The 23,472-nt window shown below is 65.1% G+C and carries 27 protein-coding genes; 16 read left to right on the top strand and 11 right to left on the bottom strand.

Going from position 1 to position 23,472, the window contains the following annotated elements; genetic code table 11:
- Positions 1–22 precede the first annotated feature (22 nt).
- Together ACQUQO_RS00135 and ACQUQO_RS00130 are read left to right on the top strand one after the other, a co-directional pair.
- Entirely contained in the window at positions 23–853 is an 831-nt protein-coding gene (locus tag ACQUQO_RS00135) for an amino acid ABC transporter permease (RefSeq protein ID WP_435075906.1), read from the top strand.
- A complete protein-coding gene (locus ACQUQO_RS00130) occupies positions 850–1,587 on the top strand; it encodes an amino acid ABC transporter ATP-binding protein (protein ID WP_435075905.1) in 738 nt (245 codons plus the stop codon). The genes ACQUQO_RS00135 and ACQUQO_RS00130 overlap by 4 nt, the downstream gene beginning before the upstream one ends.
- Before the next feature lie 6 nt (positions 1,588–1,593).
- Here ACQUQO_RS00130 and ACQUQO_RS00125 read toward each other — a convergent pair whose 3' ends face one another.
- Positions 1,594–3,039, bottom strand: coding sequence for a replication factor C large subunit (locus tag ACQUQO_RS00125; protein ID WP_435075904.1), 1,446 nt, complete (start codon positions 3,037–3,039; stop codon positions 1,594–1,596).
- An 81-nt stretch (positions 3,040–3,120) separates the two neighbouring features.
- On the opposite strand from ACQUQO_RS00125, the gene ACQUQO_RS00120 reads away from it, so the two are divergent.
- The gene (locus ACQUQO_RS00120; RefSeq protein ID WP_435075903.1) at positions 3,121–3,720 is read left to right on the top strand and encodes a GNAT family N-acetyltransferase; all 600 of its coding nucleotides are present in this window, start codon (positions 3,121–3,123) and stop codon (positions 3,718–3,720) included.
- Positions 3,721–3,775: 55 nt separating this feature from the next.
- The gene (locus tag ACQUQO_RS00115) at positions 3,776–4,393 is read left to right on the top strand and encodes a hypothetical protein (protein ID WP_435075902.1); all 618 of its coding nucleotides are present in this window, start codon (positions 3,776–3,778) and stop codon (positions 4,391–4,393) included.
- On the opposite strand, the gene ACQUQO_RS00110 is transcribed toward ACQUQO_RS00115, so the two are convergent.
- Entirely contained in the window at positions 4,348–4,833 is a 486-nt protein-coding gene (locus ACQUQO_RS00110) for a GNAT family N-acetyltransferase (protein ID WP_435075901.1), read from the bottom strand. The genes ACQUQO_RS00115 and ACQUQO_RS00110 overlap by 46 nt on opposite strands.
- 79 nt (positions 4,834–4,912) lie before the next feature.
- Here ACQUQO_RS00110 and ACQUQO_RS00105 point away from each other — a divergent pair, with 79 nt between their 5' ends.
- The gene (locus ACQUQO_RS00105) at positions 4,913–5,293 is read left to right on the top strand and encodes a hypothetical protein (RefSeq protein ID WP_435075900.1); all 381 of its coding nucleotides are present in this window, start codon (positions 4,913–4,915) and stop codon (positions 5,291–5,293) included.
- A 13-nt stretch (positions 5,294–5,306) separates the two neighbouring features.
- On the opposite strand, the gene ACQUQO_RS00100 is transcribed toward ACQUQO_RS00105, so the two are convergent.
- Positions 5,307–5,933, bottom strand: coding sequence for a metal-dependent hydrolase (locus tag ACQUQO_RS00100; protein WP_435075899.1), 627 nt, complete (start codon positions 5,931–5,933; stop codon positions 5,307–5,309).
- A gap of 77 nt (positions 5,934–6,010) precedes the next feature.
- Between ACQUQO_RS00100 and ACQUQO_RS00095 the strand changes: the two genes are divergently transcribed.
- Positions 6,011–6,718, top strand: coding sequence for a helix-turn-helix domain-containing protein (locus tag ACQUQO_RS00095; RefSeq protein WP_435075898.1), 708 nt, complete (start codon positions 6,011–6,013; stop codon positions 6,716–6,718).
- 56 nt (positions 6,719–6,774) lie between these two features.
- On the top strand, positions 6,775–7,326 hold the full coding sequence (locus ACQUQO_RS00090; RefSeq protein ID WP_435075897.1) for a sugar O-acetyltransferase: 552 nt from the start codon (positions 6,775–6,777) through the stop codon (positions 7,324–7,326).
- 21 nt (positions 7,327–7,347) lie between these two features.
- On the opposite strand, the gene hmgB is transcribed toward ACQUQO_RS00090, so the two are convergent.
- The 5 genes from hmgB to ACQUQO_RS00065 form a co-directional block, all read right to left on the bottom strand.
- Positions 7,348–8,685: a hydroxymethylglutaryl-CoA synthase gene (hmgB, locus tag ACQUQO_RS00085; RefSeq protein WP_435075896.1), complete on the bottom strand. Its 1,338-nt coding sequence runs from the start codon at positions 8,683–8,685 to the stop codon at positions 7,348–7,350.
- Positions 8,686–9,337: 652 nt separating this feature from the next.
- A complete protein-coding gene (locus ACQUQO_RS00080; protein WP_435075895.1) occupies positions 9,338–10,693 on the bottom strand; it encodes a Kelch repeat-containing protein in 1,356 nt (451 codons plus the stop codon).
- 2 nt (positions 10,694–10,695) lie between these two features.
- Positions 10,696–11,280, bottom strand: a complete 585-nt coding sequence (locus ACQUQO_RS00075; RefSeq protein WP_435075894.1) for a DUF2150 family protein — start codon at positions 11,278–11,280, stop codon at positions 10,696–10,698.
- 37 nt (positions 11,281–11,317) lie between these two features.
- Positions 11,318–12,145, bottom strand: a complete 828-nt coding sequence (locus tag ACQUQO_RS00070) for a TatD family hydrolase (protein ID WP_435075893.1) — start codon at positions 12,143–12,145, stop codon at positions 11,318–11,320.
- Positions 12,146–12,181: 36 nt separating this feature from the next.
- The gene (locus tag ACQUQO_RS00065) at positions 12,182–12,625 is read right to left on the bottom strand and encodes an NYN domain-containing protein (protein ID WP_435075892.1); all 444 of its coding nucleotides are present in this window, start codon (positions 12,623–12,625) and stop codon (positions 12,182–12,184) included.
- A 145-nt stretch (positions 12,626–12,770) separates the two neighbouring features.
- Between ACQUQO_RS00065 and ACQUQO_RS00060 the strand changes: the two genes are divergently transcribed.
- Positions 12,771–14,342: a S8 family serine peptidase gene (locus ACQUQO_RS00060; RefSeq protein ID WP_435075891.1), complete on the top strand. Its 1,572-nt coding sequence runs from the start codon at positions 12,771–12,773 to the stop codon at positions 14,340–14,342.
- A 72-nt stretch (positions 14,343–14,414) separates the two neighbouring features.
- Positions 14,415–14,642, top strand: coding sequence for a hypothetical protein (locus ACQUQO_RS00055; protein ID WP_435075890.1), 228 nt, complete (start codon positions 14,415–14,417; stop codon positions 14,640–14,642).
- A 34-nt stretch (positions 14,643–14,676) separates the two neighbouring features.
- On the opposite strand, the gene ACQUQO_RS00050 is transcribed toward ACQUQO_RS00055, so the two are convergent.
- Together ACQUQO_RS00050 and ACQUQO_RS00045 are read right to left on the bottom strand one after the other, a co-directional pair.
- Positions 14,677–15,444, bottom strand: coding sequence for a TSUP family transporter (locus ACQUQO_RS00050; protein WP_435075889.1), 768 nt, complete (start codon positions 15,442–15,444; stop codon positions 14,677–14,679).
- A 61-nt stretch (positions 15,445–15,505) separates the two neighbouring features.
- Positions 15,506–16,327 carry an inositol monophosphatase family protein gene (locus ACQUQO_RS00045; RefSeq protein WP_435075888.1) on the bottom strand — a complete coding sequence of 274 codons (822 nt, stop codon included), beginning with the start codon at positions 16,325–16,327 and terminating at the stop codon, positions 15,506–15,508.
- Between the two features lie 78 nt (positions 16,328–16,405).
- Between ACQUQO_RS00045 and gcvT the strand changes: the two genes are divergently transcribed.
- The 7 genes from gcvT (at position 16,406) to ACQUQO_RS00010 (ending at position 22,016) form a co-directional block, all read left to right on the top strand.
- Positions 16,406–17,497, top strand: a complete 1,092-nt coding sequence (gene gcvT, locus ACQUQO_RS00040) for a glycine cleavage system aminomethyltransferase GcvT (RefSeq protein ID WP_435075887.1) — start codon at positions 16,406–16,408, stop codon at positions 17,495–17,497.
- Positions 17,494–17,877: a glycine cleavage system protein GcvH gene (gene gcvH / locus ACQUQO_RS00035; RefSeq protein WP_435075886.1), complete on the top strand. Its 384-nt coding sequence runs from the start codon at positions 17,494–17,496 to the stop codon at positions 17,875–17,877. Before gcvT ends, gcvH begins: the two co-directional genes overlap by 4 nt.
- Before the next feature lie 84 nt (positions 17,878–17,961).
- Positions 17,962–19,290, top strand: a complete 1,329-nt coding sequence (gene gcvPA / locus ACQUQO_RS00030) for an aminomethyl-transferring glycine dehydrogenase subunit GcvPA (RefSeq protein WP_435075885.1) — start codon at positions 17,962–17,964, stop codon at positions 19,288–19,290.
- Positions 19,291–19,408: 118 nt separating this feature from the next.
- Complete coding sequence (gene gcvPB / locus ACQUQO_RS00025) at positions 19,409–20,833, top strand: aminomethyl-transferring glycine dehydrogenase subunit GcvPB (protein ID WP_435076202.1); 1,425 nt, start codon at positions 19,409–19,411, stop codon at positions 20,831–20,833.
- Between the two features lie 66 nt (positions 20,834–20,899).
- On the top strand, positions 20,900–21,331 hold the full coding sequence (nikR, locus tag ACQUQO_RS00020; protein WP_435075884.1) for a nickel-responsive transcriptional regulator NikR: 432 nt from the start codon (positions 20,900–20,902) through the stop codon (positions 21,329–21,331).
- Between the two features lie 84 nt (positions 21,332–21,415).
- A complete protein-coding gene (locus ACQUQO_RS00015) occupies positions 21,416–21,607 on the top strand; it encodes a hypothetical protein (protein ID WP_435075883.1) in 192 nt (63 codons plus the stop codon).
- A 277-nt stretch (positions 21,608–21,884) separates the two neighbouring features.
- Positions 21,885–22,016 carry a DUF7503 family protein gene (locus ACQUQO_RS00010; RefSeq protein ID WP_435075882.1) on the top strand — a complete coding sequence of 44 codons (132 nt, stop codon included), beginning with the start codon at positions 21,885–21,887 and terminating at the stop codon, positions 22,014–22,016.
- Between the two features lies 1 nt (position 22,017).
- Here the strand turns inward: ACQUQO_RS00010 and ACQUQO_RS00005 are convergent.
- Positions 22,018–23,472 (bottom strand): hypothetical protein (locus tag ACQUQO_RS00005; RefSeq protein WP_435075881.1); only part of this gene is annotated, 1,455 nt, incomplete at its 5' end.

Here is a 23,472-nt window from a genome sequence, read left to right as displayed (position 1 = left end):
TCACTGGTTGTCAACATACACCATGGCCGAATCATACTCGGATTCGACGGCGGGCGAGTCGACAGGCAGCCGGCTGTTCGACGACCGAACGCTGAAGTGGGTCGGCGTCGCCGTCGCGGGGGCGTTCACGCTCGCCATCGCGGCGTTTCTCGCCTACATCGTCGTCGTGCAGGTCGATTTCTCCTTGCTCGTCGAGGTCATCTACCCACAGTTCACCGACGCCTTTCTGACCGTGCTTCGCATCGTGGTCATCAGTAGTGTCCTGTCGGTCGTCGCGGGCGTCGTCGTCGGTCTCGGGCGCGTCTCACAGACACGCTTCACACGTTCGATTGCCCGTGGGTACATCGAGTTCTTCCGTGGTACTCCCCTGTTGTTTCAGCTGATGGTCGTGTTCTTGGGTGTGCCGACGTTCTGGCCGCCCGGCGAGTTCCCGATACAGAACTTCGCGGTTCCGGCGGCCATCATCGGTCTGACGCTGAATCACGCCGCCTATATCGGCGAGGCCATCCGCGGCGGTATCGAGTCCGTTCCGGATGGGCAGATGGAGGCCGCCCGCTCGCTCGGACTTTCCTATATCCAGTCGATGCGCGAGGTCATCCTGCCACAGGCGTGGCGCAACGCACTCGCGGCCATCGGCAACGACCAGGTTATCCTCGTCAAGGACACCTCACTCCTTACTGTAATCGCGGTCCCGGAACTCATCAGCGCCTTCCGCAACGTCAATAGCAACACCTTCGATGCGTGGACACCGATTCTCATCGTCGCGATTGCCTACCTGCTCATCACGATTCCGCTCGGGCGACTCGTCAGCTATCTCGAACGGCGCGCCGACCCGGCGGGAGGGAGTTCGTGAGCGTCGCTCCGATACTCGAATTCGATGGCGTGAACAAGTACTTCGGCGACGCACACGTGCTTCGGGATGTTGACCTCGACGTCGAAAACGGCGAAGTGTGCGTGGTCATCGGTCCGAGCGGCAGCGGGAAATCCACGCTGCTGCGGTGTGCCAACAGGCTAGAGGAGATTCAATCCGGCGAGGTCAGACTGGAAGGCGAGTCCATCTCGGACCCGACGGCGGATATCAACCACCTTCGCCAGCAGATCGGCATGGTCTTCCAGAGCTTCAACCTCTTTCCGCACAAGACGGCTCTCGAAAACATCACACTTGGACCAATGAAAGTGCGTGGACTCTCGAAAGACGAGGCACGCGAGCGCGCCGAAGGCCTCCTCGATAGCGTTGGTCTCTCGACACAGGCGGAGTCCTATCCGAACCAGCTCTCGGGTGGGCAACAACAGCGCGTCGCCATCGCCCGCGCGCTGGCGATGGAACCGGAAGTAATGCTGTTCGACGAGGTGACGAGCGCGCTCGACCCCGAACTGGTGGGGGAGGTTCTCGATGTGATGGGCACGCTCGCCGCGGAGGGCATGACGATGATGGTCGTCACCCACCAGATGGGCTTCGCCCGCGAGGTGGGCGACAGAGTAGTGTTGATGTCAGAGGGAAGAATCGTCGAGACGGCCCAACCGGAGCGGTTCTTCTCGAATCCCGACACTGACCGCGCCCAGCAGTTCCTCTCGAAGATCCTGTGATTTCATTTAGGAGAAGTCGCCGAGTCCGGACTGCGAATCGTCCGCATCCTCGGCACTACCTGCCTCTTCGTCCTCGCCCTCGGCCTCGGATTCGGCCGACTGGCTGCCCGAACCGTCGCCCGCCTCGTCGTCCGGGGTCGTGCGCGTCGCTCCTTCGAATGCGCCGTCGGAGCCTTCGACAGCGGCCTCCTCGCCGAGTCGGGCGGCGTCCTCGACGATTGACTGGACCTTGTTGGTGTCCTCGCCACTCCCAGTAATGAACGCGACGTGTTCGGCGTCGAGGTCGTAGCGAGCGGCCATCGCCACCGTGAGGTCCCGATTCGTGCAGTGGTGGGTCATCGTCGAGAGGAGGGGCATGATTTCTCGGCGCGCGCTCGCCATGCTCGTTCCACTACTCGCGGCGATTTTTCGGGCGATGTAATCGCGCTTGTCGCGGGTGGCCCGCGAGCGCCCGAGTTTCGACCAGTAGCTCGGCGGGCCGTACCGGGTCCACCCCCCTTTGGATTCACGGCGGGAAGCGGCGACGCCGGCGGTCATCGCATCGCCCGCGTACCGCCAGTAGGTGTAGTTCTGGGTCGCCCGCACTCGCCCGAGCCAGCGGTCGGCGTTCGCCAGATTGTCGTAGGCGTCGGCGAGTTCCGCTCCTCGATAGTCTTTGGGCACGTTGTCCTCGATCCAGTTGATGAGGTCGTCGGGCGTCTCGTCGACGTCGTAGGACATCCGGAGTGCACCCTCGGCGTCCTCCTCCTTGATGAGCGCGTCCAGAAAGTCGAAGATTCCGGTGGTGCGGTCGCGGTCGCTCGTCACTACGTCGTCGATGAGTTTCTCGGCATTCTCGGCGAGCGCCTGCAGGTCGTTGACCGCGCCCCGCAAATCGCCGCTGTTGGTCTCGGCAATCGATTCGAGCGCGCTATCCTCGTATTCGACGCCTTCGCGCCGGCAGATGTCGCGGAGCACGGGGAGAATCGAACGCGCGGAGATGTCGCGGAACTCGATGGTCTCGCAGGCGTTTCGGAGGCTGTTCGACATCTCGTAGAACTCGTTGGCGATGAGGACCATCGGCTGGCCGGCCTCCTTCACCAGCCCCGTGATGGCCCGCGAGCCGCCCCGGTCGACGTTGCCGTGGAGGTTGTCGGCCTCGTCCATGACGACGAGCCGCCGGCCCGCGCTGCCGCCGGTGAGCGTGCCCGACTTCGCCGCCTCGCCCGCGACGCGTTCGACGACGGCCTTCGTGCGCTGGTTCGAGGCGTTGAGTTCGATGGTCGGCCAGCCCATGTCAGAAGCGAGCGCGTGGGCCGCCGAGGTCTTGCCGACGCCGGGCGACCCGTGGAGGATGACCGCCTCCCGATGGGACTCCCACGTCTCGGCCCACTCGCGGAGTGCGTCGCGGGCCTTGTTGTTACCACGGACCTCCGAGAGCGTCGATGGACGATACTTCTCGGTCCAATCCATTGGCATCGCTATGGGTGAGTCGCGTTTAGTGATTCCGGAGCACGGACGAACGTTTTTGACGGCTCCACGAGTTTCCTGCGTATGTTCCCCGAGCGCATCGAAACCGACAGGTTAGTTCTCGAACGGCTCTGCCACGAGACGCTCGACGTCTTCGAGTTCTATCGTGTCTGCTCGGACGCCGACGGCGAGGAGGACATGGCCGCGGTCACGCGCTACATGCCGTGGGACCCCCACGAGACGGTCAACGAGTCGAAGGAGTTCATCGACCGCTGCGAAAAACAGTGGGACGAAGGTGAGGCCGCGACCTATGCCATTCGTCCGCGCGATGGCGAGGACGGCGCTGGCACGTTCGCCGGTGCTGGCGGGCTGCATCTCGACTGGGAGCGCCGAACCGCTCGGTTGGGCATGTGGCTCCGCAAGCGCTTCTGGGGTCGTGGCTACTCCGGCGAGCGTGCGGCAGCGTTGATGGAAGTCGCCTTCGAGCGGCTCGACCTCGACGTCGTCGCGGTCACCCATCACGCCGAGAACGACAAGTCCCAGCGCGCCATCGAAAAATACGTCGACACCCACGGTGGGCGCTGTGAGGGCCGGCTCAGAAACTGGGTTCCCTACGGCGAGGGGGTCGCCGACGAGTACCGCTACACCATCACGCACGAGGAGTACCGCGCAGCCACGGCATAAAACGCCGCTCGCATCCGCCGGAAGCTACTTTCACGCTGGCTGCGAGGAGGTGACGATGACGGAAGGGAGGTCTCGGCTGGTCGCACGGCTCCCGTTCAGGGCGGGCGCGCTCGCCGGAGCCGCGGCGTACCTGCTCGGCTATCTCCTCACCTCCCTCCTGACGGTCTCGCGCGTTCGGTCGGAGCTGTCCCGAATGAACGTTGATGCGACGCTCTCGCTGTTTGGAGGGAGCGGTGTCGCCCCGTGGAAAGTAACGGGGTGGTTTTTCTACGGCGCACACTTCGTCGACGTCTCGGTCACGAGCAGCGCGATGGACCTCTCGACGGACGTGCTCGACGTGAGCGCGGGCGACTGGCGCACGCTGCTCTTTTTCGTTCCCCCACTGCTTCTGCTTGCCGCCGGCCTGTTCGCCGCCCACCGTGCCGGCGCGAGGCGGGTTTCGGTCGCCGCCGCGGCCGGTCTCACAGTCATTCCGGGTTATTTCGCGCTCGCGTTCGTCGGGGCCTTTCTCACGCAGATCAGCGTGGTCATCGCGGCGGTCGGCCCGGAACTCACGCGCGCGCTCGCGGCGGGGTTCGCCTACCCGCTCGTCTTCGGCCCGCTCGGTGGCGTGCTCGCCATCGTGGCTCAGAGGTCGCGGGCACGCAACTCGCCCCACGGCTCGAAGCCGTGACGGGCGTAGAGTCCACCGGCGGGACCGTTCTCGGTATCGACGTCGAGCATGAGACGCTCAAGCGGGAGGTCCTGCCCGCGGACACAGTCGTAAGCCGCCTCCATGAGGTCGTCGGCGAGACCGCTCGCCCGCCGTGAGTCACGCACGTAGAGTTCGTTCAGTACGGCAGAGTCCCAAATCATCGCCAGTTCCTCGGGCAACACGAAGACGTAGCCCGCGAGGCCGGTCCCGTCATCGGCGACGGTGACACAGTCGGGGTCGCGCTCGATACACCACGCGACCCAATCGAGATAGCGCTCGCGGTACTGTTCGGTGAGTTTCTCGCCGTAGCTCTCTGACTTCTCTTCGTCGCCCAGCGCCCCGAGCTCGCGCTCGAAACGCTCCTTCAGCCCCCACAGCGCCGCCGCATCCCGCTCGGGGTCGTACGCTCTCGTCTCCATAGCTGGGGTTTGCAGACCGCGTGGTTAGGTGTTCCGTCAGCACCACAACGGCTATGCGGAGCCTGTTCGATGGACGGACATGTCCCGAATAAAACTCTTCTTCAGGTTCGTTCTAGCGCTGGTCGCGTTCGTCGTGCTTTTGATTCCGTTTTCGGCGCTGTTTACCCCGCCGGACCCGTTTACCCAACTCATCTTCCTCGGTGCTGCCACGCTTGTCGCTATCCCGGTTGTAGTCGTCTTCGTTCGACGGTCGTACTCGCTCGAACGCCTCTACGGATACTTGCTCGCGGTGAACGTTCTCATCGTTCCCGTGGGCCTCGTTATCGGTGGTATCGGAATCGTCGTTCGAATACTCGTCGGCCGGGTGGCACCGCTCGATTTGCTTGGGGCATCGCCATCGTCGCCATCGCGTACGCACTCGCCTTCCATCTCGTCTATCGCGGCGGCTACACCCGGCTGAAAGCCCGCTTCGCTTAGCGCTCTTCGTACAGCCGCACCGCGAGGACGAAGACGCTCGTGAAAATCAGGAGCAGTTGCCAGCCCGACTGGGCGACCGGGAAGATTCGCTCGACGCTCTCCGGTTCCGTTCCTCTGGTGGGGTCGATACCGCTGCCGATGCGGTACTGTCCCGTGGTCCCGCGTGCGGTCTCGCTGCCCTCGCCGAGTTCGACGAACGTCTGGACGAGGCCACGAGTGTTCGAGAAGAGGAGTTTCCCCGAGAGTTCGTAGAACTGATTGTAAATCGGGTAGAAGAGGTTCACCCCGCCACCGACGAGATCGAGACCGATGGCCGCGAAGGCGATGGCGGCAATCGAGACCCACGCGACGCGCACACCGCGGGCGTGCCAGCGCTCGCGGACGAACGAGCGTTCGCGGATGCGGGTATCGTAGGAGAGCACGCTGGCGATGGCCAGCGGAAAGAGGAGGGTATGGAGCACCGAACGGTGGCCGCCCGGAATCACGAAGCCGGCGAAGGCGTCGAGGTCCGGGACGATAGTGGCCGCGAGCACGACCGCCACCGCCCGTCCGTCGAAGTGGTCGCCGAGCAGCCCCGCCGCGAGCAGTCCCGCGAGCGCACAGTGGACGACCGTCGATGGCACAGGCCGGCTTCGGCACAGTCGTGAATAGTCCTTGCGCCGATGGGCAAGTTTTTGCCCGGAACGAGCGAGAGAGAGCCATGACCGAGCGCGCGCGGCGGGACCTCGCCGGGAAGATCGCCGGCGACGTGGTGTTGAGCGACGACCCCGGCGCGACCATCCGGAAATGGCGAACCGACTTCGATATCGCCCAGACCAGACTCGCCGACGAACTCGACGTCTCGGCATCGGTGGTGTCGGATTACGAGAGCGGTCGACGGCGGAGTCCGGGCATCGCGGTCGTCAGGCGGGTCATCGAGGCGCTGCTCGACATCGACGAGGCGCGCGGCGGCGACCACCTCCGCCAGTACGCCCGTGTGCTCTCGGCGGGTTTCGAGGGCGACATCGTCCGCGACCTCCGGGAGTATCCGACCGCGCTCGACATCGGAGAGTTCTACGACGCCATCGGCGCGACCGAGGTCGTCGCGGGCACACAGACGAGCGTCGCCGGCCACACCGTCATCAACTCCATCGAGGCCATCACGCGCCTGTCCTCCGAGGAGTTCTATCGCCTCTACGGCCAGAGCACGAATCGTGCGCTCGTCTTCACGGGAGTAACCCACGGCGAGGGCGCGCTGGTCGCGCTGCGGGTGGTGACGCCGACGCCGAGCGCGGTCGTGCTGCACGGACTCGACAGTGATGACCTCTGGGAGCACGCGCCGACGCTCGCCCGCGCCGACGGCTTCTCGCTGGCGGTCGTCAAGGGTGACCTAGAGACGATGCTGGAGACGATGGGCGACCTTCCATAGCAACCGACGCCAGCGGTTCCGACGTTTATTGTCGAGCCGCGACGAGACGATGGTGGATGACCTCCGAGAAAGCGAAGATGCTGAACGGCGAGCCGTACGACCCCAGCGACCCGGAACTCGTGGCCGAGCGAGAGCGTGCGCGAGCGCTCACCCGGCGGTACAATGAGGCGGATGGCGACGAGCGTCGGGACGACCTGCTCCGGGAACTGCTCGGTTCGGCGGGCGAGAAACTCCACATCGAGCCACCGATTCGATGCGATTACGGTTTCAATATCCACGTCGGCGAGAACTTTTATGCGAACTTCGACTGTGTTATCCTCGATGTCTGCCGCGTCGATATCGGCCACGACTGTCTGCTGGGACCCGGCGTTCACATCTATACCGCGACACACCCGCTTGCGGCGACCCGGCGGCGTTCGGGGGTCGAATACGGCAAGCCGGTCGCCATCGGGGATGACGTCTGGCTCGGTGGTCGTGCGGTCATCAATCCCGGCGTCACGGTCGGCGACGGCGCAGTCGTGGCGTCGGGCGCGGTCGTCACCGAGGACGTTCCGGCCGGCGTCGTGGTGCAGGGAAACCCGGCGACGGTCGTGCGAGAACTGGAGTGAATCACGAACCGTTCGAGGGCGCTACTCGACGTACCGGTAGGTCCGCTCGTCCATCGGGCCGGGTCCATCGCGGACGAACTCCTCGCTAGGTGTGGTGAACGCATCGATATCGGCCTCCTTGTCGTGGTTGTGGACGTCGTGGATTTCCTCGTACTCCTCGAACGTGATGTCGCGTCGCTCGGTCAGCTGTTCGTCGATATCGAGTGCGTCGATTTCGTCAGTCCAGTTCTCCTGAACGGTTTCGGCGTGGATTTCGGCCTGTGCGCCGCTTCCATACGAACCGACGAGCAACTGCTTGCCGGCCATATCGATGTCCTCCTCACGGGCGCGCCGGAGCGCACTCGCGCGGGCGACGTGGACCGAACCGGTGTACCAGTTGCCGACGTGGCGGGCGATGTCGAGCGTCGGCTCGATGGCGCGGTCGTACCATTCACCGTATGCGTCGGTTTCCTTCAGCGCGTCCATGTATTCCCGCACCGCGTCGTGGTATTGGGATTCGTCGTCGAACTCCTCGATGCGGGGCTGGCGACCGATGTCCGTGGCGACGGTCTCCTCGATGTCGGTATCCCGAATCATGTGGCGGTAGCCGAACAGCGCGGCCTTCCGCACCATCCCCGGGAACGGCGTGTGGAACGGGATGTACTCGAACTGGTCGGGATGGGTCTGGCCGGCGACGCTCTCGTAGTCGGCCAGCGCTTCACGCATCCGGGCGAGATAGACCTGTACCGAGCGCTTGCCGTCCACGCTCGGGAACTGCTGGTTCGGCTTGAGGAAGTCCGTCTCGTCGGCGCTGCCGAAGCCCTGTTCGAGGCTCATCTCCACGAGGTCAGGGTCCTCGGCGATGAGCATCGCCACCGCGCCCGCACCCTGCGTGGCCTCGCCGGCGTCGCCGCGCGCGTAGAGGGCCGTGTCGGTCGCAATCACGAGCGCCGCCCGCCCCCGGTGGCGACCGGCACGAATCCAGTTGTAGGCGTCGTCCAGACTTTGGGTGCCCGAGATGCACGCGAACTTGCGCTCGCCCTTGTTCGCGTGATGGAAATCGTCCTCGAAGACTTCTTCGAGACAGCCCGCGATGTACGTCGAGACGGGTTTGGCGTTGTCGAAGGCACTCTCGGTGGCGACGTCGATGCGACCGATGTCCTCGGGCGTCAGCCCCTTGCGCTCCATCAGCTTGTGGGCGGCGTTCGCGCCCATCGTCACGATGTCCTCCTCGACATCGGGGAACGAACTCGCGTGCAATCCGAGTCCCTTCGTGTACTTTCCGGGGTCTTCGTCCATCGCGGGCGCGAACGTCTCCGCGAGGTCGAGCCTGAGCTTTCCGGCGTGGACCGCGACCGCATCGATACCGACGCTGTTCATGAACTGCGTATGCGCCGACGAGCTATATGATTCCGTCGACTCTGAAATCGTCGATTGTCGAAATCAGTGGGACGGGTCAGTCGGCGTTCGTCTCGTCGTCGGCTGCCGTGGGCATCGTCAGCCGGCCGATGTGGTTGCCGAAGAGCCACTCTGACCAGCCGAGTTCGAGCATCTGGCAGTCGCGGTCCCGGATGCGCCGGTCGCGGGTGGCTGTAGTTCAGGACCGCGACGAACACGACGCCGCCGACGGTGTTGCCGAGGGTCACCGGCGTGTCGGAATCTCCGGTGCCGGCTACCGTGTCCGACCGGCGCATTCAACGCCCCTCGGTCGATGAGTCCGAGTCATAATATGGCGCAATTGGTCACCAGTGTTCCCAAACAGCGGACTTGCTACCGATTGGGTTGCGGGCAGTGTGGGTCACCCGGATGAACGAACATCAGTGAGCTATCCCCAACCATAAATCGAAATGCGCGATACAAAAATATCCGTGCGCGATAGAGTCGTTTCGTCGATGTATCGGAAGGAATCGAGAAACTGCCCGTTGGTCACCGAAACGAGAGCGTTCATACTTCTGTCGGACGAATCCGACGACTGTTGGCAGAAAACGGTCGAGGGCTGGTCGAGTGAACAGTTCTCCTCAGGCGGACAGTCTCACTCGCGTGCCGGCGTGTACGCCTCGTTGTGTGCTACACAGTCGTGCAGCCCGTTCTGCTCGAAGCGTTTGATGTGCCCGCCAACGACGTAGAGCGTCCCGTCGATGACTCCCGATGTGGCCCCGCCGCGGAGATGGGTCGGCTCCGGGAGGTCGGTCTCGAAACCGTCCTCGACGGGGTCGTAGCGGTGGGCAATCGGTTTGTACCGCTCGACGGTCGACTCGCCCTCCCAGAACATGCCGTGGGTGAGGTAGGCCCGTCCGCCGATGACCGGGTTCGAGTGGGTGGCGTAGGTCCCCGACCGCGGCAGCGACTGTGCACGCTCGAACTCGCCCGCGTCGAGGTCGTATCTGAAGTTCGAGTCGGTCGGTCCGGTCGTGCCCGACAGGCCGCCGATGGCGTGGAGATACTGGGTGTCGTCGACCGAAAACAACGCCACCGTCGGCCAGCGCTTGGCCGCGGGCATCCGTGCGAGGTCCGCGTCGGCCACCTGCTCCGCCGCGGGGTCGAACGTCCAGAGTCGACGCTCGTCGTAGGTTCCCGGAACGTCCCCGTCGGAGCCGTGGTCGGTCGCCGTCGCGGCGTCGTGGTCGCCGGTGCCGCCGCCGAGGCAGTAGATCAGTCCGTCCTTCGGGTTGTAGACTCCACCCATCACCCAGTTCGGGTACGGACAGCGAACGTCGAGTTCGGTCCAGCCCTCGCCGGGTCGATAGCGAAAGACCGCGTCCGACGGCGAATCGCCTTCATAGGGTCCATCGGTCGGTGCGCCGCCGAAGCTATACAGCGCGTCGTCGGTCGCGACGCCACAGGGACCCCACAGTCTCCGGGGGAGGTCGGGCAGGCGCTCCCACGCACCTCTCGTTCCCGCCGTCGGGTCGTACGCGAAGGTCCGCGCGACCGCTGCCAGCCCGACGCCGGTCTCGATGCCGCCGAAGAAATGGAGTCTCCCCTCAAGGACGCCCCCGCCGGCGTCGCTACCGACGACCGGCAGCGGAGTCTGCTCGGTCCAGCCGGTCGCAGTAGCCGCTCCCGTGGCGGTCGTCGGGTCGGGAGTTCGGGTCGTCGACGTGGATTCAGGGGGTCGGGTCGTCGTGCGGGTCGCTCCGAACGTCGGCGTTGCGGTCGGTTCGGGCGTTTTCGTGGCCGCCGCGGGCGCGGTCGTGGGTATCGACTGTTCCTGCGTCGTCGTCCGCGGCGTTCGCTCGCCGTTCGGGGTCGTATCGGACGTCTTCGAATCGGTTGCCGAACCGTCCGTCTCACGACCGAACAGACAGCCGGCAGTTGCGGCGAGCGTGCCGACGCCGAGCGCACGCAGCGCCGCTCGTCGGGAGCGATGGCGCGGTCGGTCGTCCACGCTCAGGCCGCGTCCTCGTCCTCTTCGATGAGTTCGGGGTCGCTCAGGGCGCTTTCGAGGCTTCCGAGACCGTTTATCCACTCGGCGACGGGACCGTAGCCGACGTCCTCGACGAGGGTCGGGTCGAGCGTCGCGCCGTCAACGATACGAGTGCCCGCGCGCGCGCAGTGGTCGAGTGCATCGTCGAAATTCTCGTCGGCTTCGGCGGCGCTCGCGGCGTCGAGATGGTGTTCAATGTCCTCCCCGTCGGGACCTTCGACGACGTACAGTTCGGCCGTATAGAAGACACAGACCAGCGATGTCTGGACGCCGTCGACCAGCAGCAGCGTCTCCTCGTCCTCGATGTCGACGTCGGCGAGCACGATGTCGCGCGCATCCGCGAGTTCCTTGAGCGCCATCTCTTCGTTGAGTTCCTCGTCGTCGTAGGCGGCGATGATCTTCGTGACGGCGATGGCGGCGTCCTCCTGGAGGTTCCAGAGCAGGCGGGCAGCGTCCTCGTCGTCGGGGTCGAGGTCGGTCTCGCGGAGGCGGTCGAGCCAGTTCTGCCAGCGCTCCTCGGTGTAGAACTCGTCGGGGGGTGCGCTCATACCGCTTCGAGCGCTTTGCTGTTGATAGGCCTTTTCGTTACCCGAGCGTCTCGATACCGTACACCTGTCGTGGCGTCTCGACATGGGCGTTTCGCACGGCGTCGTCGAATCCCTCTTCACGCAGCCACCGCACCCGCCGCGGCACCGTCTTCGACCCCAGCACGGCCCCCGGCCGCTCGGGGTCGTCGATGAAATCGGTCTCCATCAGGAAGGAGTCGCCGGCCTCCGCTGCTTTCCGCAACCTCTCCTTTTCGCTCATCACGCTCGGCATCGGCCCGGCGAGTCGCCCGCCCGCGTAGTGCTTGACCACCCGGTGAGCCGGGAGACCGCGCTCGTCGGCCCACTCGGTGATGTCGGTGAGGTCCTCGCTCGCCTCGGTGTGAAGCTGGACGGCGCAGTCGTTGTCGGCCCCGAGCGCGAGCGCGTGGCGCAGGACCCGATTCGATTCCTCCCAGACGGCATCGGAGACCTCGTAATGTGGACGGCCGGATTTCAGCGCGAGCCCATCCGAGGGAACGTACTCGGCGGCGACGTCGAGACCGGCTCGCATCAACTCGCCGGCTGCTGAGGGAGTGAATCCACGTTCGGTGAGCTGGCTGATGAGTCCCGGATGCACACCCAGAACGGGCCACGCCCGGCCATCCAGCACCTCGCTCGCCTCCTCGACGACGTCGATGGTGGTCTCGAAGACCGCCCGAAAGTCCTCAGGCTCGTCGACGTCGATACCGAGCGTCCAGGAGGGCTTGTTGACCACGAGCAGGTGCGTCCCGCCAGCGCGCGCGAAGTCCTTCACGGCCTCGATGCCCTGCCCATGCTCGGGGTCGAGATGGAGATGGTTGTCGAGCACTGGGGTGTCGAAGTCCATATCCACGCTACGGGCGTGCCGACCCAAATCGGTTGCTCATTCGAGCGTCACGGCGTCGTGGGCCGCGTTGCGCAGCGCGTCCGAGCGCCCGTGTGCGCCGGGCGCGATGGCGAACGTCTCGATACCACGGCGAGCGGCGTGTTCGAGCACCGGCTTGAAATCGGTATCGCGCGAGGCGATCACCAGAAGGTCGAAATCGTCGATGGCGGCGGTCGCATCGACCGCGAGTTTCACGTCGACGTCGCCGCTGGTGATGCAGACCTCGAACCCGCGGGCCTCGGCGGCCTGAATCAGCCCCGGCGTGGCGTGCTCGTCGAGATACAATCGGGCGACATCGAGGCGACCACGCTCGGCAGCGAGCGTGCGAACGTCGTCGAGGTCGACGTCGAACTCGTTTCTGAGGACGTTCGGGCCGTCGACGAACAGGCCGACCGTCGGCTCGTCGGCCTTCGACACCGCCTCACGAAGCCGCTCGCGCATGCACCGACGTTTCGGCGGACGGACAAAGCCATGCCGATGTCCGGCCGAGAACCCCAAAAAGATATCGTCGGATGGAGTTTATCATATATTGCATGGTTTATTTAGCAAGATTTAAGATGATAGAAGATGCCGGTGTGGAGGTAGCATGGTTGAGAAACCCACACTCGACCGGCGAACGGTACTGAAAGCACTCGGTGCGGGAACGCTGTTTTCCGGGGTCGCGTCGGCGGCTCCCGGCCGCCAGCCCGGACCGAAGAAGGACGAAATCCTCGTCGGGGTGTCGGCGTCGGTCGACGACATGGAACGGACGGTCAGGCAGGCCGTTCCCGGCAACGCACGCATCGTCCACAGAAACGAGACGCTTAGTTATGTGGCGGTGAAGTTCCCGAGTCAGGCTCCCGACCACGCGAAGGGGAACTTCATCGACGCGATAACGAAAAAGGACGAGGTGAAATACGCCGAGCCGAACGCGACCCATCGGGCACTCGCCACACCGAGCGACCCGCGCTTCGGTGACCAATACGCACCCCAACAGGTCAACGCGCCGGCGGCGTGGGACACCACGCTCGGCGATGCCGGTGTCACGGTCGCCGTCATCGACACCGGGGTGCAGTACGACCACCCCGACTTGGCAGGGAACTTCGGCTCCGCGACGGGCAGGGACTTCGCCGACGGCGACGGCGACCCGTATCCCGACGTGCCCGCAGACGAGTACCACGGGACCCACGTCGCCGGCATCGTCGCCTCGGGCACCGACAACGGAACCGGCGTCGCGGGCATGGGGAACTCCACCCTCCTCTCGGGGCGCGCGCTCGACGAGGGTGGCTCGGGGTCGACCGCCGACATCGCCGATGCCATCGAGTGGGCCACGGACCACGGTGCGGCGGTCATCAACATGTCGCTCGGCGGCGGTGGCTACACGAACACGATGAAAAGCGCCGTCTCGTACGCCCAGTCAAACGGCTCGCTGGTCGTCGCGGCGGCGGGCAACAACGGCTCCGGGACCGTGTCGTATCCGGCGGCGTACAACGAGTGTCTCGCGGTCTCGGCGCTCGATGCGAACGAAGACCTCGCCTCGTACTCGCAGTACGGCAGCGAGATCGAACTCGCCGCGCCCGGTTCGAACGTGCTCTCGACGACGACCGAAACTCGTGGGAGCTACGAGCGACTCTCGGGCACCTCGATGGCGACGCCCGCCGTCTCGGGCGTCGCGGGGCTGACGCTCGCTCGGTGGGACCTCACCAACAGCGAACTCCGGAGCCACCTGAAGAACACGGCGGTCGATGTCGGACTGTCCGCCGACGAGCAGGGGTCGGGCCGGGTCGATGCCGCCAATGCGGTCTCGACCGACCCCGGTAGCGGTGGCGGGGGCGGCGGAGGCGGCGGTGGCGGTGGGGACTCGACGAGCGCGTCGGTCGATGGCTCGCTGTCGAGTTCGTACGACTCGAAGTGCTGGTCGTACGGCTTCGAGTACGATTCACCCTCACAGGTCGTCGTCGAGATCGATGGTCCACGAGACGCTGATTTCGACCTCTATGTGAACGACGGCACCGGCTCGTGTCCGACGACGGGCAGTTACGACTACCGCTCGTGGACGCCCGACAGTCAGGAGTCCATCACCATCGACGAGCCGGAGACATCGAGTGCGCTACACGTGCTCGTGGATTCGTATTCGGGAAGCGGGAGTTACACACTGACGATTACCGAAACCGCGTAATCGTCCAGTACCGTTTCGCGACCCGTCACTGGCAGGGCGGGGACTGAAGTTCCCGAAGAGCGAACGGCCAGTATGAGCGAGGACGACCCCCACGAGCGCGACGTCACGCTCGCAAAGGAAAAGGACGAGGAGAGCCAGGAGACCGACGACGCCGAGCAGGCCCGCGAGGAAGAAGCGGAGCAAGCTCGCGAGGAGGCCGCCGAAGGAGAGGTCGAGAACGAATCCGAAAAGCGCGAGACCGCCGCCCGCGAGGCCGAAAACCCCGACAACCACCGCGACGAGTCCCCACACAGCAGCTGAGTGCGCGCGGAACGATACCACGGGTGAACGATTTTCACATCAAGAGCGCCCGGACGACGAGCAGCGGCGCGAGTCCGAGCAGCGTGAGACCGAGGACGACCGTCAGCCGGTCGGCATCGACGCGGTGGGCGACGCGCCAGCCGCCGACCGCGCCGACGAGATAGCTCCCGCCGACGACGAACACGAGCGGGGCGACGATTGCGCCCTGAACGAAATACGAGGCCATCGTCGCCGCCGAGATGAACACGACGGCGACCTGCGTGGCGGCGAGTGCGGGGACCAGCCCGACACCGACGAGAACGAGTGCGGGCGGGACTAGCGCGGCACCGCCGATGCCGAACAGCCCGCCGGCGACGCCGACGCCGAGACCGATGGCGGCGAAGCCGACGAGACCGCGCGTGGCGTTCGAGTCGAGGTGGACAGTCGGCTCGACGCCGTAGCGCTCGGTGCAGACGATGACGAGTCCCGTGACGGCGAGCAGGACACCGAGCAGTATCCCGAACAGCCGCCGTGAGACGAGCGCGTTGAGCGCGACGCCGATGCGCGTGCCGACGACGCCGCCGATACCGACGGCGACCGCGAGCGACCAATCCATATCGTCCGAGCGGGCATAAATGAGAGCGCCGAGCGCCGACCCACCGACGAAGGTCGCGCTCGCCGTGCCGGCGACCTGTGCAGCCGAAAGCCCCGTTCCGACGTAGAGCGCCGCCAAGACGAAAATCCCACCCGGTCCCACGGCGGTGACGACGACCCCACCGACGAACGAGACGAGCGCGAGCACGACCAAGACGCCGGGGTCCATGGCATCACCGTGAGCGACGGCGGGAAAACCCTCGCCATTCACCGCCAGCGGTGCGGGCGGCTTACTCCGTCGTGGAGACGGCTTCGAGTACCTCCGCGTGGGCCGTGTCGTTCGAGGCCACGAGTTCGGGGCTGTCGTGACGCCACCGCTCGCCGGCGAGGTCCGTCACGCGGCCGCCGGCGCGGCGAATCATGTGCGCGCCCGCGACCGTATCCCACGGACTCATCCGCGTGGTGGCGACCGCAGCGTCGAGCGACCCGCCGGCGACCGCCGCGAGCGTCGCCTGCGCACAGCCAAATCGACGGATGTCGCCGAAGCGCTCGGCGAGCGCGCCCACGGTGGTGCCGTAGTCCCCGCCGAGAAGAATCGGCGCGACCGCGAACGTCTCGGGGTCCTCGCGCGCGCTCACGCGAACCGGGTCGCCGTTGAGCGTCGTCTCCTCGCCCACGAGATACGTGTCGCCGAGTGCGGGCAGGACCGTGGCCGCGGCGACCGGTTCGCCGTCCTCGACGGCGGCGACGCTCGTCCCCCAGATGCGCAGTCCGCGGACGAAGTTGCTCGTCCCGTCGATTGGGTCGATTATCCACGCCGGTCCCGCCTCGGGCACCCGTTTTCGAATATCCGCTCGCGGGTCGCCCTGCTCCCCGCTCGTGCGTCCGGCGGAGTCGTGCTCCGCCTGCTCTTCACCGACGATGGCGTCGTCGGGAAACGCCTCACGGATGCACGCGACCGTGCGGCGTTGGGCGGCGCGGTCGGCGTCGGTGACGAGGTCGGTCTTGCCGGATTTGGTCTCGACCGAGAGGTCGCCACGGAACGATTCGAGCGCGACGCTCGCGCCGATGCCGGCTGCTCGTGCCGCGCGGTCGGCCCGCGTGTCCGTCATGGCAAACACGACGACGCCGGCGAACAAAAGTCGGTCGCCGGAAGCAAACCATTAGACCCCGCGGCGTGAGGTTCCGGTATGGCGCTTCGCACACCACCACTGGGCGCGGCCCACGAGGCCCGCGACGCGAGCATAACCGAGTTCGGCGGCTGGGAGATGCCCGTCGAGTTCGACTCGATTCGCACCGAACACGAGAGCGTCCGCGAGACAGTGGGGAAGTTCGACGTCTCGCACATGGGCGAAATCACCGTCTCGGGACCCGATGCCGAGGGACTGATGAATCGACTGACGACCAACGACGTGAGTGCGCTCGCTCGGGGGAGGGCACAGTACGCGGCCATCACCGATTCCGAAGGGACGATGCTCGACGACACGGTGTTGTACCGGCTTCCCGAGGGCCGTGATGAGGAGTTCCTGTTCGTCCCGAACGCGGGCAACGACACCGCGATGGCCGAGCGCTGGGAGAGCCACCGCGAGGAGTGGGACCTCGATGCCGAAATCGAAAACCGCACCGAGGAGTACGCGATGCTGGCCGTACAGGGACCCGAGGCCGCCGCGCTCGTCGACGGAGTGACCGACGACGACCCCACCGAACTCGGGCGGTTTTCGGCGACCGACGCGACCATCGCCGGGACGGATTGCCTGCTCGCGCGCACGGGCTACACCGGCGAGGACGGCTTCGAGGTCGTCTGTCCGTGGGGGAGTGCAAAAGCGGTCTGGGAGGCCTTCGACTGCCAGCCCTGTGGACTCGGCGCGCGCGATACGCTCCGCATCGAGGCGGGTCTCCTGCTCGCCGGACAGGACTTCCACAGTGAAGAGAACCCTCGCACCCCCTACGAGGCGGGCATCGGCTTCGCGGTCGATATCGATACCGAGTTCGTCGGGCGGGACGCACTCGCCGAAGTCGCCGAATCGGGACCCGACGAACGACTCGCGGGCTTCGAACTCGACGAGCGCGCGGTGGCCCGACACGGCTACGAAATCCGGGATGGCGACGGGGAAGCACTCGGCACGGTGACCAGCGGGACGATGGCTCCCACACTCGGCGTGCCAGTCGGGTTGGGCTACGTGCCCGCCGCGTACGCCGAACCGGGAACCGAGGTCGCGGTCGTCGTCCGCGGCGAGGCGAAAGATGCACATATCAGGGCGCTCCCCTTCTACGAACGATGAGCTTCGACGTTCCCGACGACCGCCGGTACATGGAGAGCCACGAGTGGGCCAGCGCGGATGGCGATACCGCACGAGTGGGGATTTCCGATTTCGCACAGGACGAACTCGGCGACATCGTCTTCGTCGAGTTCCCCGACGAAGGCGAGGAGGTCGCCCATGACGAGCAGTTCGGCGTCGTCGAGTCCATCAAGGCAGTGTCGGACCTCTACTCGCCGGTGTCCGGCACCGTGACCGCGACCAACGACGAACTGCTCGACGCGCCCGAACTGCTCAACGACGACCCCTACGGCGAGGGGTGGCTCGTCGAGGTCGACCTCGCCGACGAGGACGGTCTCGACGAGCTACTGAGCGCAGACGACTACCGCGACCAGATCGAGTAGTCGTTCCCGAGACCGACGGTCTGATATGGGCCGCGTCCGGACCGTCCGATAGCAGATGCCCACACACAGCACGGGAGGACGGCGATGAGCGGAAGCGACCGGGGAAGTCCGTTCGCGCCACATACCGCATCCGAGACGACGGCGATGCTGGAGGCGGTCGGGGTCGACAGCGAAGAAGCGCTGTTCGACATCCCCGAGGAGATTCGCTTCGACGAGGAGTTCGGCATCGAGCCACGGGGCGAGCGCGAAATCAGGCGCGAGGTTCAGCTCCACCTCGACCGCGACGACGACCTCACGGCGTTTCTGGGGCGAGGCCACTACGACCACTACGTGCCCTCGATGGTCGACCACCTCGCCGACCGCTCGGAGTTCCTCTCCTCGTACACCCAGTACCAGCCCGAAGTCGCACAGGGATTCCTCCAAGCACTCTTCGAGTATCAGTCGCTGCTGGTCGAACTCACGGGACTGGAGATAGCGAACTGTTCGATGTACGACGCCGCGAGCGCGCTCGGCGAGGCCGCGACGCTCGCGCTGCGGGCGCGGTCGGTCGATGGAACCCGGATTCTGGTGCCCGAACTGCTCGCCGAGGGCCGGCGCGCGGTGCTCGAAAACTACCTCGCCGGCACCGATGCCGTGGTGGAGAGCTACCCGATGGACGACGGCAACGCCGACCGGGAGGTGCTCGCCGAAACGCTCGACGAGGAGTGTGCGATGGTCTATGCCGAGAATCCCACAGTCAGGGGGACCATCGAGGAGGGGCTGAGTGAGGTCGGCGACCTCGCCGACGAGAACGGCGCGCTGTTCTGTCTCGGCTCGGACCTCGTGGCGCTCTCGCTGCTCGAAGAGCCGGCGAGCATCGGGGCCGACGTGGTGGTCGGCGACGCGGCGCTTGGTCTCGGTGCGAGCGGCGGGTTGGGTCTCGGGCTGTTCGCAACACGGGAGAAGTTCCTCCGGCAGGTGCCGGGGCGGCTGGTCGGTGCGGGCGAGGACAGTAGCGAGCGGCGGGCGTACACGCTCACGCTTCAGACCAGAGAGCAGCACATCCGCCGCGAGCGTGCGACGTCCAATATCTGCACGAATCAGGCATGGGTCGCGCTCAGAGCCGCGATGCACGCCGCGTGGCTCGGTCCCGACGGGTTGGTGAACCTCGCCGGTGACTGTGTGACGAACGCGCGCGACCTCGCCGGACAGTTGGATGCCATCGACGGCATCGACGCGCCGGCCCACGACCGCCACCACTTCCGGGAGTTCGCCGTCCGGACCGACCGAGCGGCAACGGAAGTCAGGGCAGACCTCGAAGACGAGGGGTTCGCGGTCCACGCAATCGACGACCACCTCGTACAGGTCTGTGTCACCGAGACGAACGCCGAACAGGTCGAAGAACTCGCCGAAGCTTTCGAGGTGATTGCATGATTCACGGTCGGACGCGGAGCGTCCTCCCTGTCTTCGAGCGGGCATCACCCGCTCGAACGGTCCGTGGAACTCCACCAGAGTTCCACGCTACTTCACGCTCGCCACGGAGGTGGCTCGCGTGAAATACGACCAAGCCCGGTGGACGCGCGAGGACGGCGACGGAGACACCTACGAACCGCTGCTCACCGAGAAGCGCTCGCGCGAGGTCGCAGTCGACGAGTCGCCGCTGCCCGACAATCTTACGCGTGAGTCTGTCGAGCTGCCGAACCTCTCGGAGTCGGAACTCGCCCGTCACTACACTCGGTTGTCACAGATGAACTACGGCGTGGAGAGCGGGCCGTTCCCGCTCGGGAGCTGTACGATGAAGTACAACCCGAAATTCACCGAGGACGTGGCGGCACTGCCGGGAGCCGCGACCCACCCCGCGCGCTCGGCGGCGAGCACGCAGGGGACGCTCGAACTCCGCCATCACCTCCAGTCGTATCTCGCGCGCATCGGCGGGATGGACAGTGTAACGCTCCAGCCGCCCGCTGGGGCCGCCGGCGAGTTCACCGGAATTTTGGTCGCGAAGGCCTATCACGAAGAGCACGGCAACGACCGAAGCGAAATCATCGTCCCCGAGAGCGCCCACGGTACCAATTTCGCCAGCGCGGCGCTCGCGGGCTACGAGGTCGTCGAACTGCCGAGCGCCGAGGACGGCCGCGTCGATGTCGAGGCGCTCAAGGCGGCGGTGAGCGACGATACGGCGGCGTTGATGCTCACTAATCCCAACACCCTCGGGCTGTTCGAGCGCGACATCGAGGAGATCGCCGACATCGTCCACGACGCTGGTGGATTGCTCTACTACGACGGCGCAAACCTCAACGCGCTCTTGGGCCGTGCGCGGCCGGGCGATATGGGCTTCGACGTGATGCACTACAACGTCCACAAGACGTTTGCAACGCCCCACGGCGGTGGCGGACCGGGTGCCGGACCGGTCGGCGTCGTCGAGGAGCTCGCGCCCTACCTTCCGACGCCACAGGTCAGGGAATCCGATGGCGAGTACGAGCGCGTCGAGCCGGAACGCTCGATTGGGAAAGTACATGAGTTCGACGGCAACTGGCTCGTGCTGCTCAAGACCTACGCCTACATCGCTCGGCTCGGCGATGCTGGACTTTCTGATGCGAGCGCGAAGGCCGTGCTGAACGCGAACTACCTCGCCAGTCGGATCGACTACGAGATTCCGTTTTCCCCGTTTCACCACGAGTTCGTCGCCAGTGCCGAGCGCGATGCGGCCGATGTCGCCAAGCGGATGCTCGATTACGGCGTCCATCCGCCGACGACGAAGTGGCCCGAAATCGTGGATGAAGCACTGATGACCGAGCCCACAGAATCGGAGACCCGCGCGTCGCTCGACCAACTCGCGCGGGCGTTCGACCGGGCGGCCGCCGATAGCGACGAAGCGCTCGAAACCGCGCCCGAGCGGACCGCGGCGGGCCGCATCGACCAGGCGGACGCCGCCCGGAACCCGCGACTGTCGTGGCAGGCGCTCGACAGGGAGTGATTCCCAACACGGGCGCTACTCCCTCGTGTTGCTAAGGTTTAGTAGACTACGGTCGAAGGTTGATACATGACCGTCGTCAGCGTCTCGATGCCCGAGGAGTTACTGAATCGAATCGACGACTTCGCCGACGACCACGGCTACACCGGGCGCAGCGAGGTGATTCGTGACGCCGCGCGCGACCTCCTCGGCGAGTTCGAGGACGCCCGGCTGGAGGACCGCGAACTCATGGGCGTCGTCACGGTGTTGTTCAACTACGAGACCACGAGCGTCGAGGAGCGGCTGATGCACATTCGACACGAACACGAAGAGCTCGTCGCCGCGAACTTCCACAGTCACGTCGGCAATCGCTACTGCATGGAACTGTTCATCCTCGATGGCTCGCTGGAGGCGATTTCGGCGTTCGTCGGCCAGATTCGCGCGACGAAGAACACCCTCAGCGTGGACTATTCGGTGATGCCGGTCGACGACTTCGCCGGTCCGCTCGCCGACAGCGGTTGAACTGCGGCGTGTTCGTGAGAAGTACCGGTTAGTGTCGGTACCGGCTAGATAGTTTTATGTGCTCGTGTCACAGTAGTACACAGTATGCCAGCATGTCCGCTCTGTGACGAGGCCGTCTCCGAGGAACGGCCGCGCCACCGCGTCACCCTCGAAATCGAGGACACGACGCGCTCGACGAAGCAGTTCATGGGCGACGAAGCCGAAGTCAAACGCTACTGCATCGACCGGCAGGTCTGTCCCGACTGTTGGGACGACCTGCGCACGAACCTCTCGTAACGACTCCCTTTTCACCCGGTCGAGAACGATACGCAACTAGCCGCGCGAGCGATGTGAACGGTCCAGCCCGTCCGAAACGAGCAGTCTGTCGGTAGTTGGTAACAACGCAAATACGCCACCCCTTCAAAGCCCTTTCCATGACTGCTAACCCCTATCATACACCGTTCTGAAAAATACAGTTATATTAAAACTCTCCTCACTGAAATAAGTTTTTTATTATTCTTGTAGGATACATTCGAAAATATTCATATCGGGGGCGCACGGAGGTGTAGTTGTCATGTCCGATGACCAACTCCGGACGTACCTGCACCGCCACCCGAAAACGCTGGCCGCGCTGTTCAGCCTGACTGTGCTGCTGTCACAGATGGGGTCTGTGGCGGCCAATAATGTCGGATGGAATGGTCCGTAAGTTATAGCTCATCGATATCGAGCTGATTGCTCCAGCGAAGCTTCGTTTGAAATTTGACTGGTGCATTTTCAAGCGATAAAAATCCCTTGAGTTCGCTCTTAGATATTGTAAACGAATCTATCAGTCCGGGCGATAAGTATCCTTCTTGATTGTCACCTATTTTTGGGATGATTATGGAACCCATACCATTGCCACTCGCGTGGTAAGAGTTATATCTGACATCAAATGAGGTACCTGTATCCTTGATTTCGCATATATTCGGGTGTGAATGGGGAGCCTGCGCAATCGCCAATCCGCCGTCGCCCACCACCAGATATTCATCACCCATGATGCTCTCGTCGCGGGCGATGTCGAGCGCGGCGCGCAGTGGGAACCCGGCGTTGAGCAGGCGCGCGAGTGCCTGACCCATCTTGATACCCTCGCTGTTCAGGATATCGGAGAGGGTGACGATACCGCCGATGGCCCCGGCCTCGATCAGCGCCATCCCCTGCCGATAGGACTGGCAGGCGTTCAGGAGAAAGGCGTCCACTCCCACCGAATCGAGTTGCCGGGCATCGAGGCGACCGTCGGCACACGCGAACCCCTCGCTGTCGACGTGGCCGATGTAGTGCAGGAAATCCGTTCGCTCTCCGAGCACGTCCGCGAACTCCGCGGTCGTGAGGTCACGCTCGACGGTGATGTCAAAGGGCAGGTCCGCCCGCTCGCCATACATCTCCTCGACGGCACGCTCGTCGTCCATCGCCCTGTCGTTACAGACCACCGTAATCTCGATGTCGCCCTCGGCGGGCGCACGCTCCAAGCGATTGTGGTAGGCCGAAAGCGACGCCTTACTCGCACCCAACGGCGTTCCCGCCCCCACCCACGTCTGCTCTAGTGAATCGGCCGGCTCGGGCCGCACGAACGGCTCCTCGATGTCGATATCGCCCGGACCGTCCACGAACCCACCGTTGTCGGCCCTGGCAATCGGGGGTTCCCCGTTCCCATCGGCTATCGAAGTCGCCCCCGAACCGGTCGCCGGATTCACCGACCGAACGACGGCGAGGTCGGCGACGACGAACGGCAGGCTCTCGACGCTCGCCGGCGTGGCCGCGACGTGGGCCGTGAGCTTCCACGTCGGGACCTGCTCGGCTATCGTCGCGTACGGTATCGACAGGTACGCTTCCAGTTGCTCGGCCAACGGCCGCTCGTACAGCGCCGCGAAGTCCAACCCCAGCTCGTCCTCCAGCACCCGCCGCTCGTGTAGCTCGACCGGATACAGCCCCTCGGTCCGAGTAAGACAGTCGAGAAAGAACACCTGCTTCAGCGTGCGGGCGACCGTCTCCTCGAAGCCCTCCGAGCGCTCCAGTTCGTACTCGAACCCGCGCTCGGTCCGAAGAAGTGGTCGCTCACCCGGTTCGACGGTCGCCCCCAGATAGTACGAAAGCGGCGCGACCGCGTAGACCGCGCCGTACTCCCG

The organism is Halococcus sp. AFM35 (genome assembly GCF_051195015.1).
Lineage (GTDB): Archaea > Halobacteriota > Halobacteria > Halobacteriales > Halococcaceae > Halococcus.
This window is presented reverse-complemented; position numbering and strand designations above follow the sequence as displayed.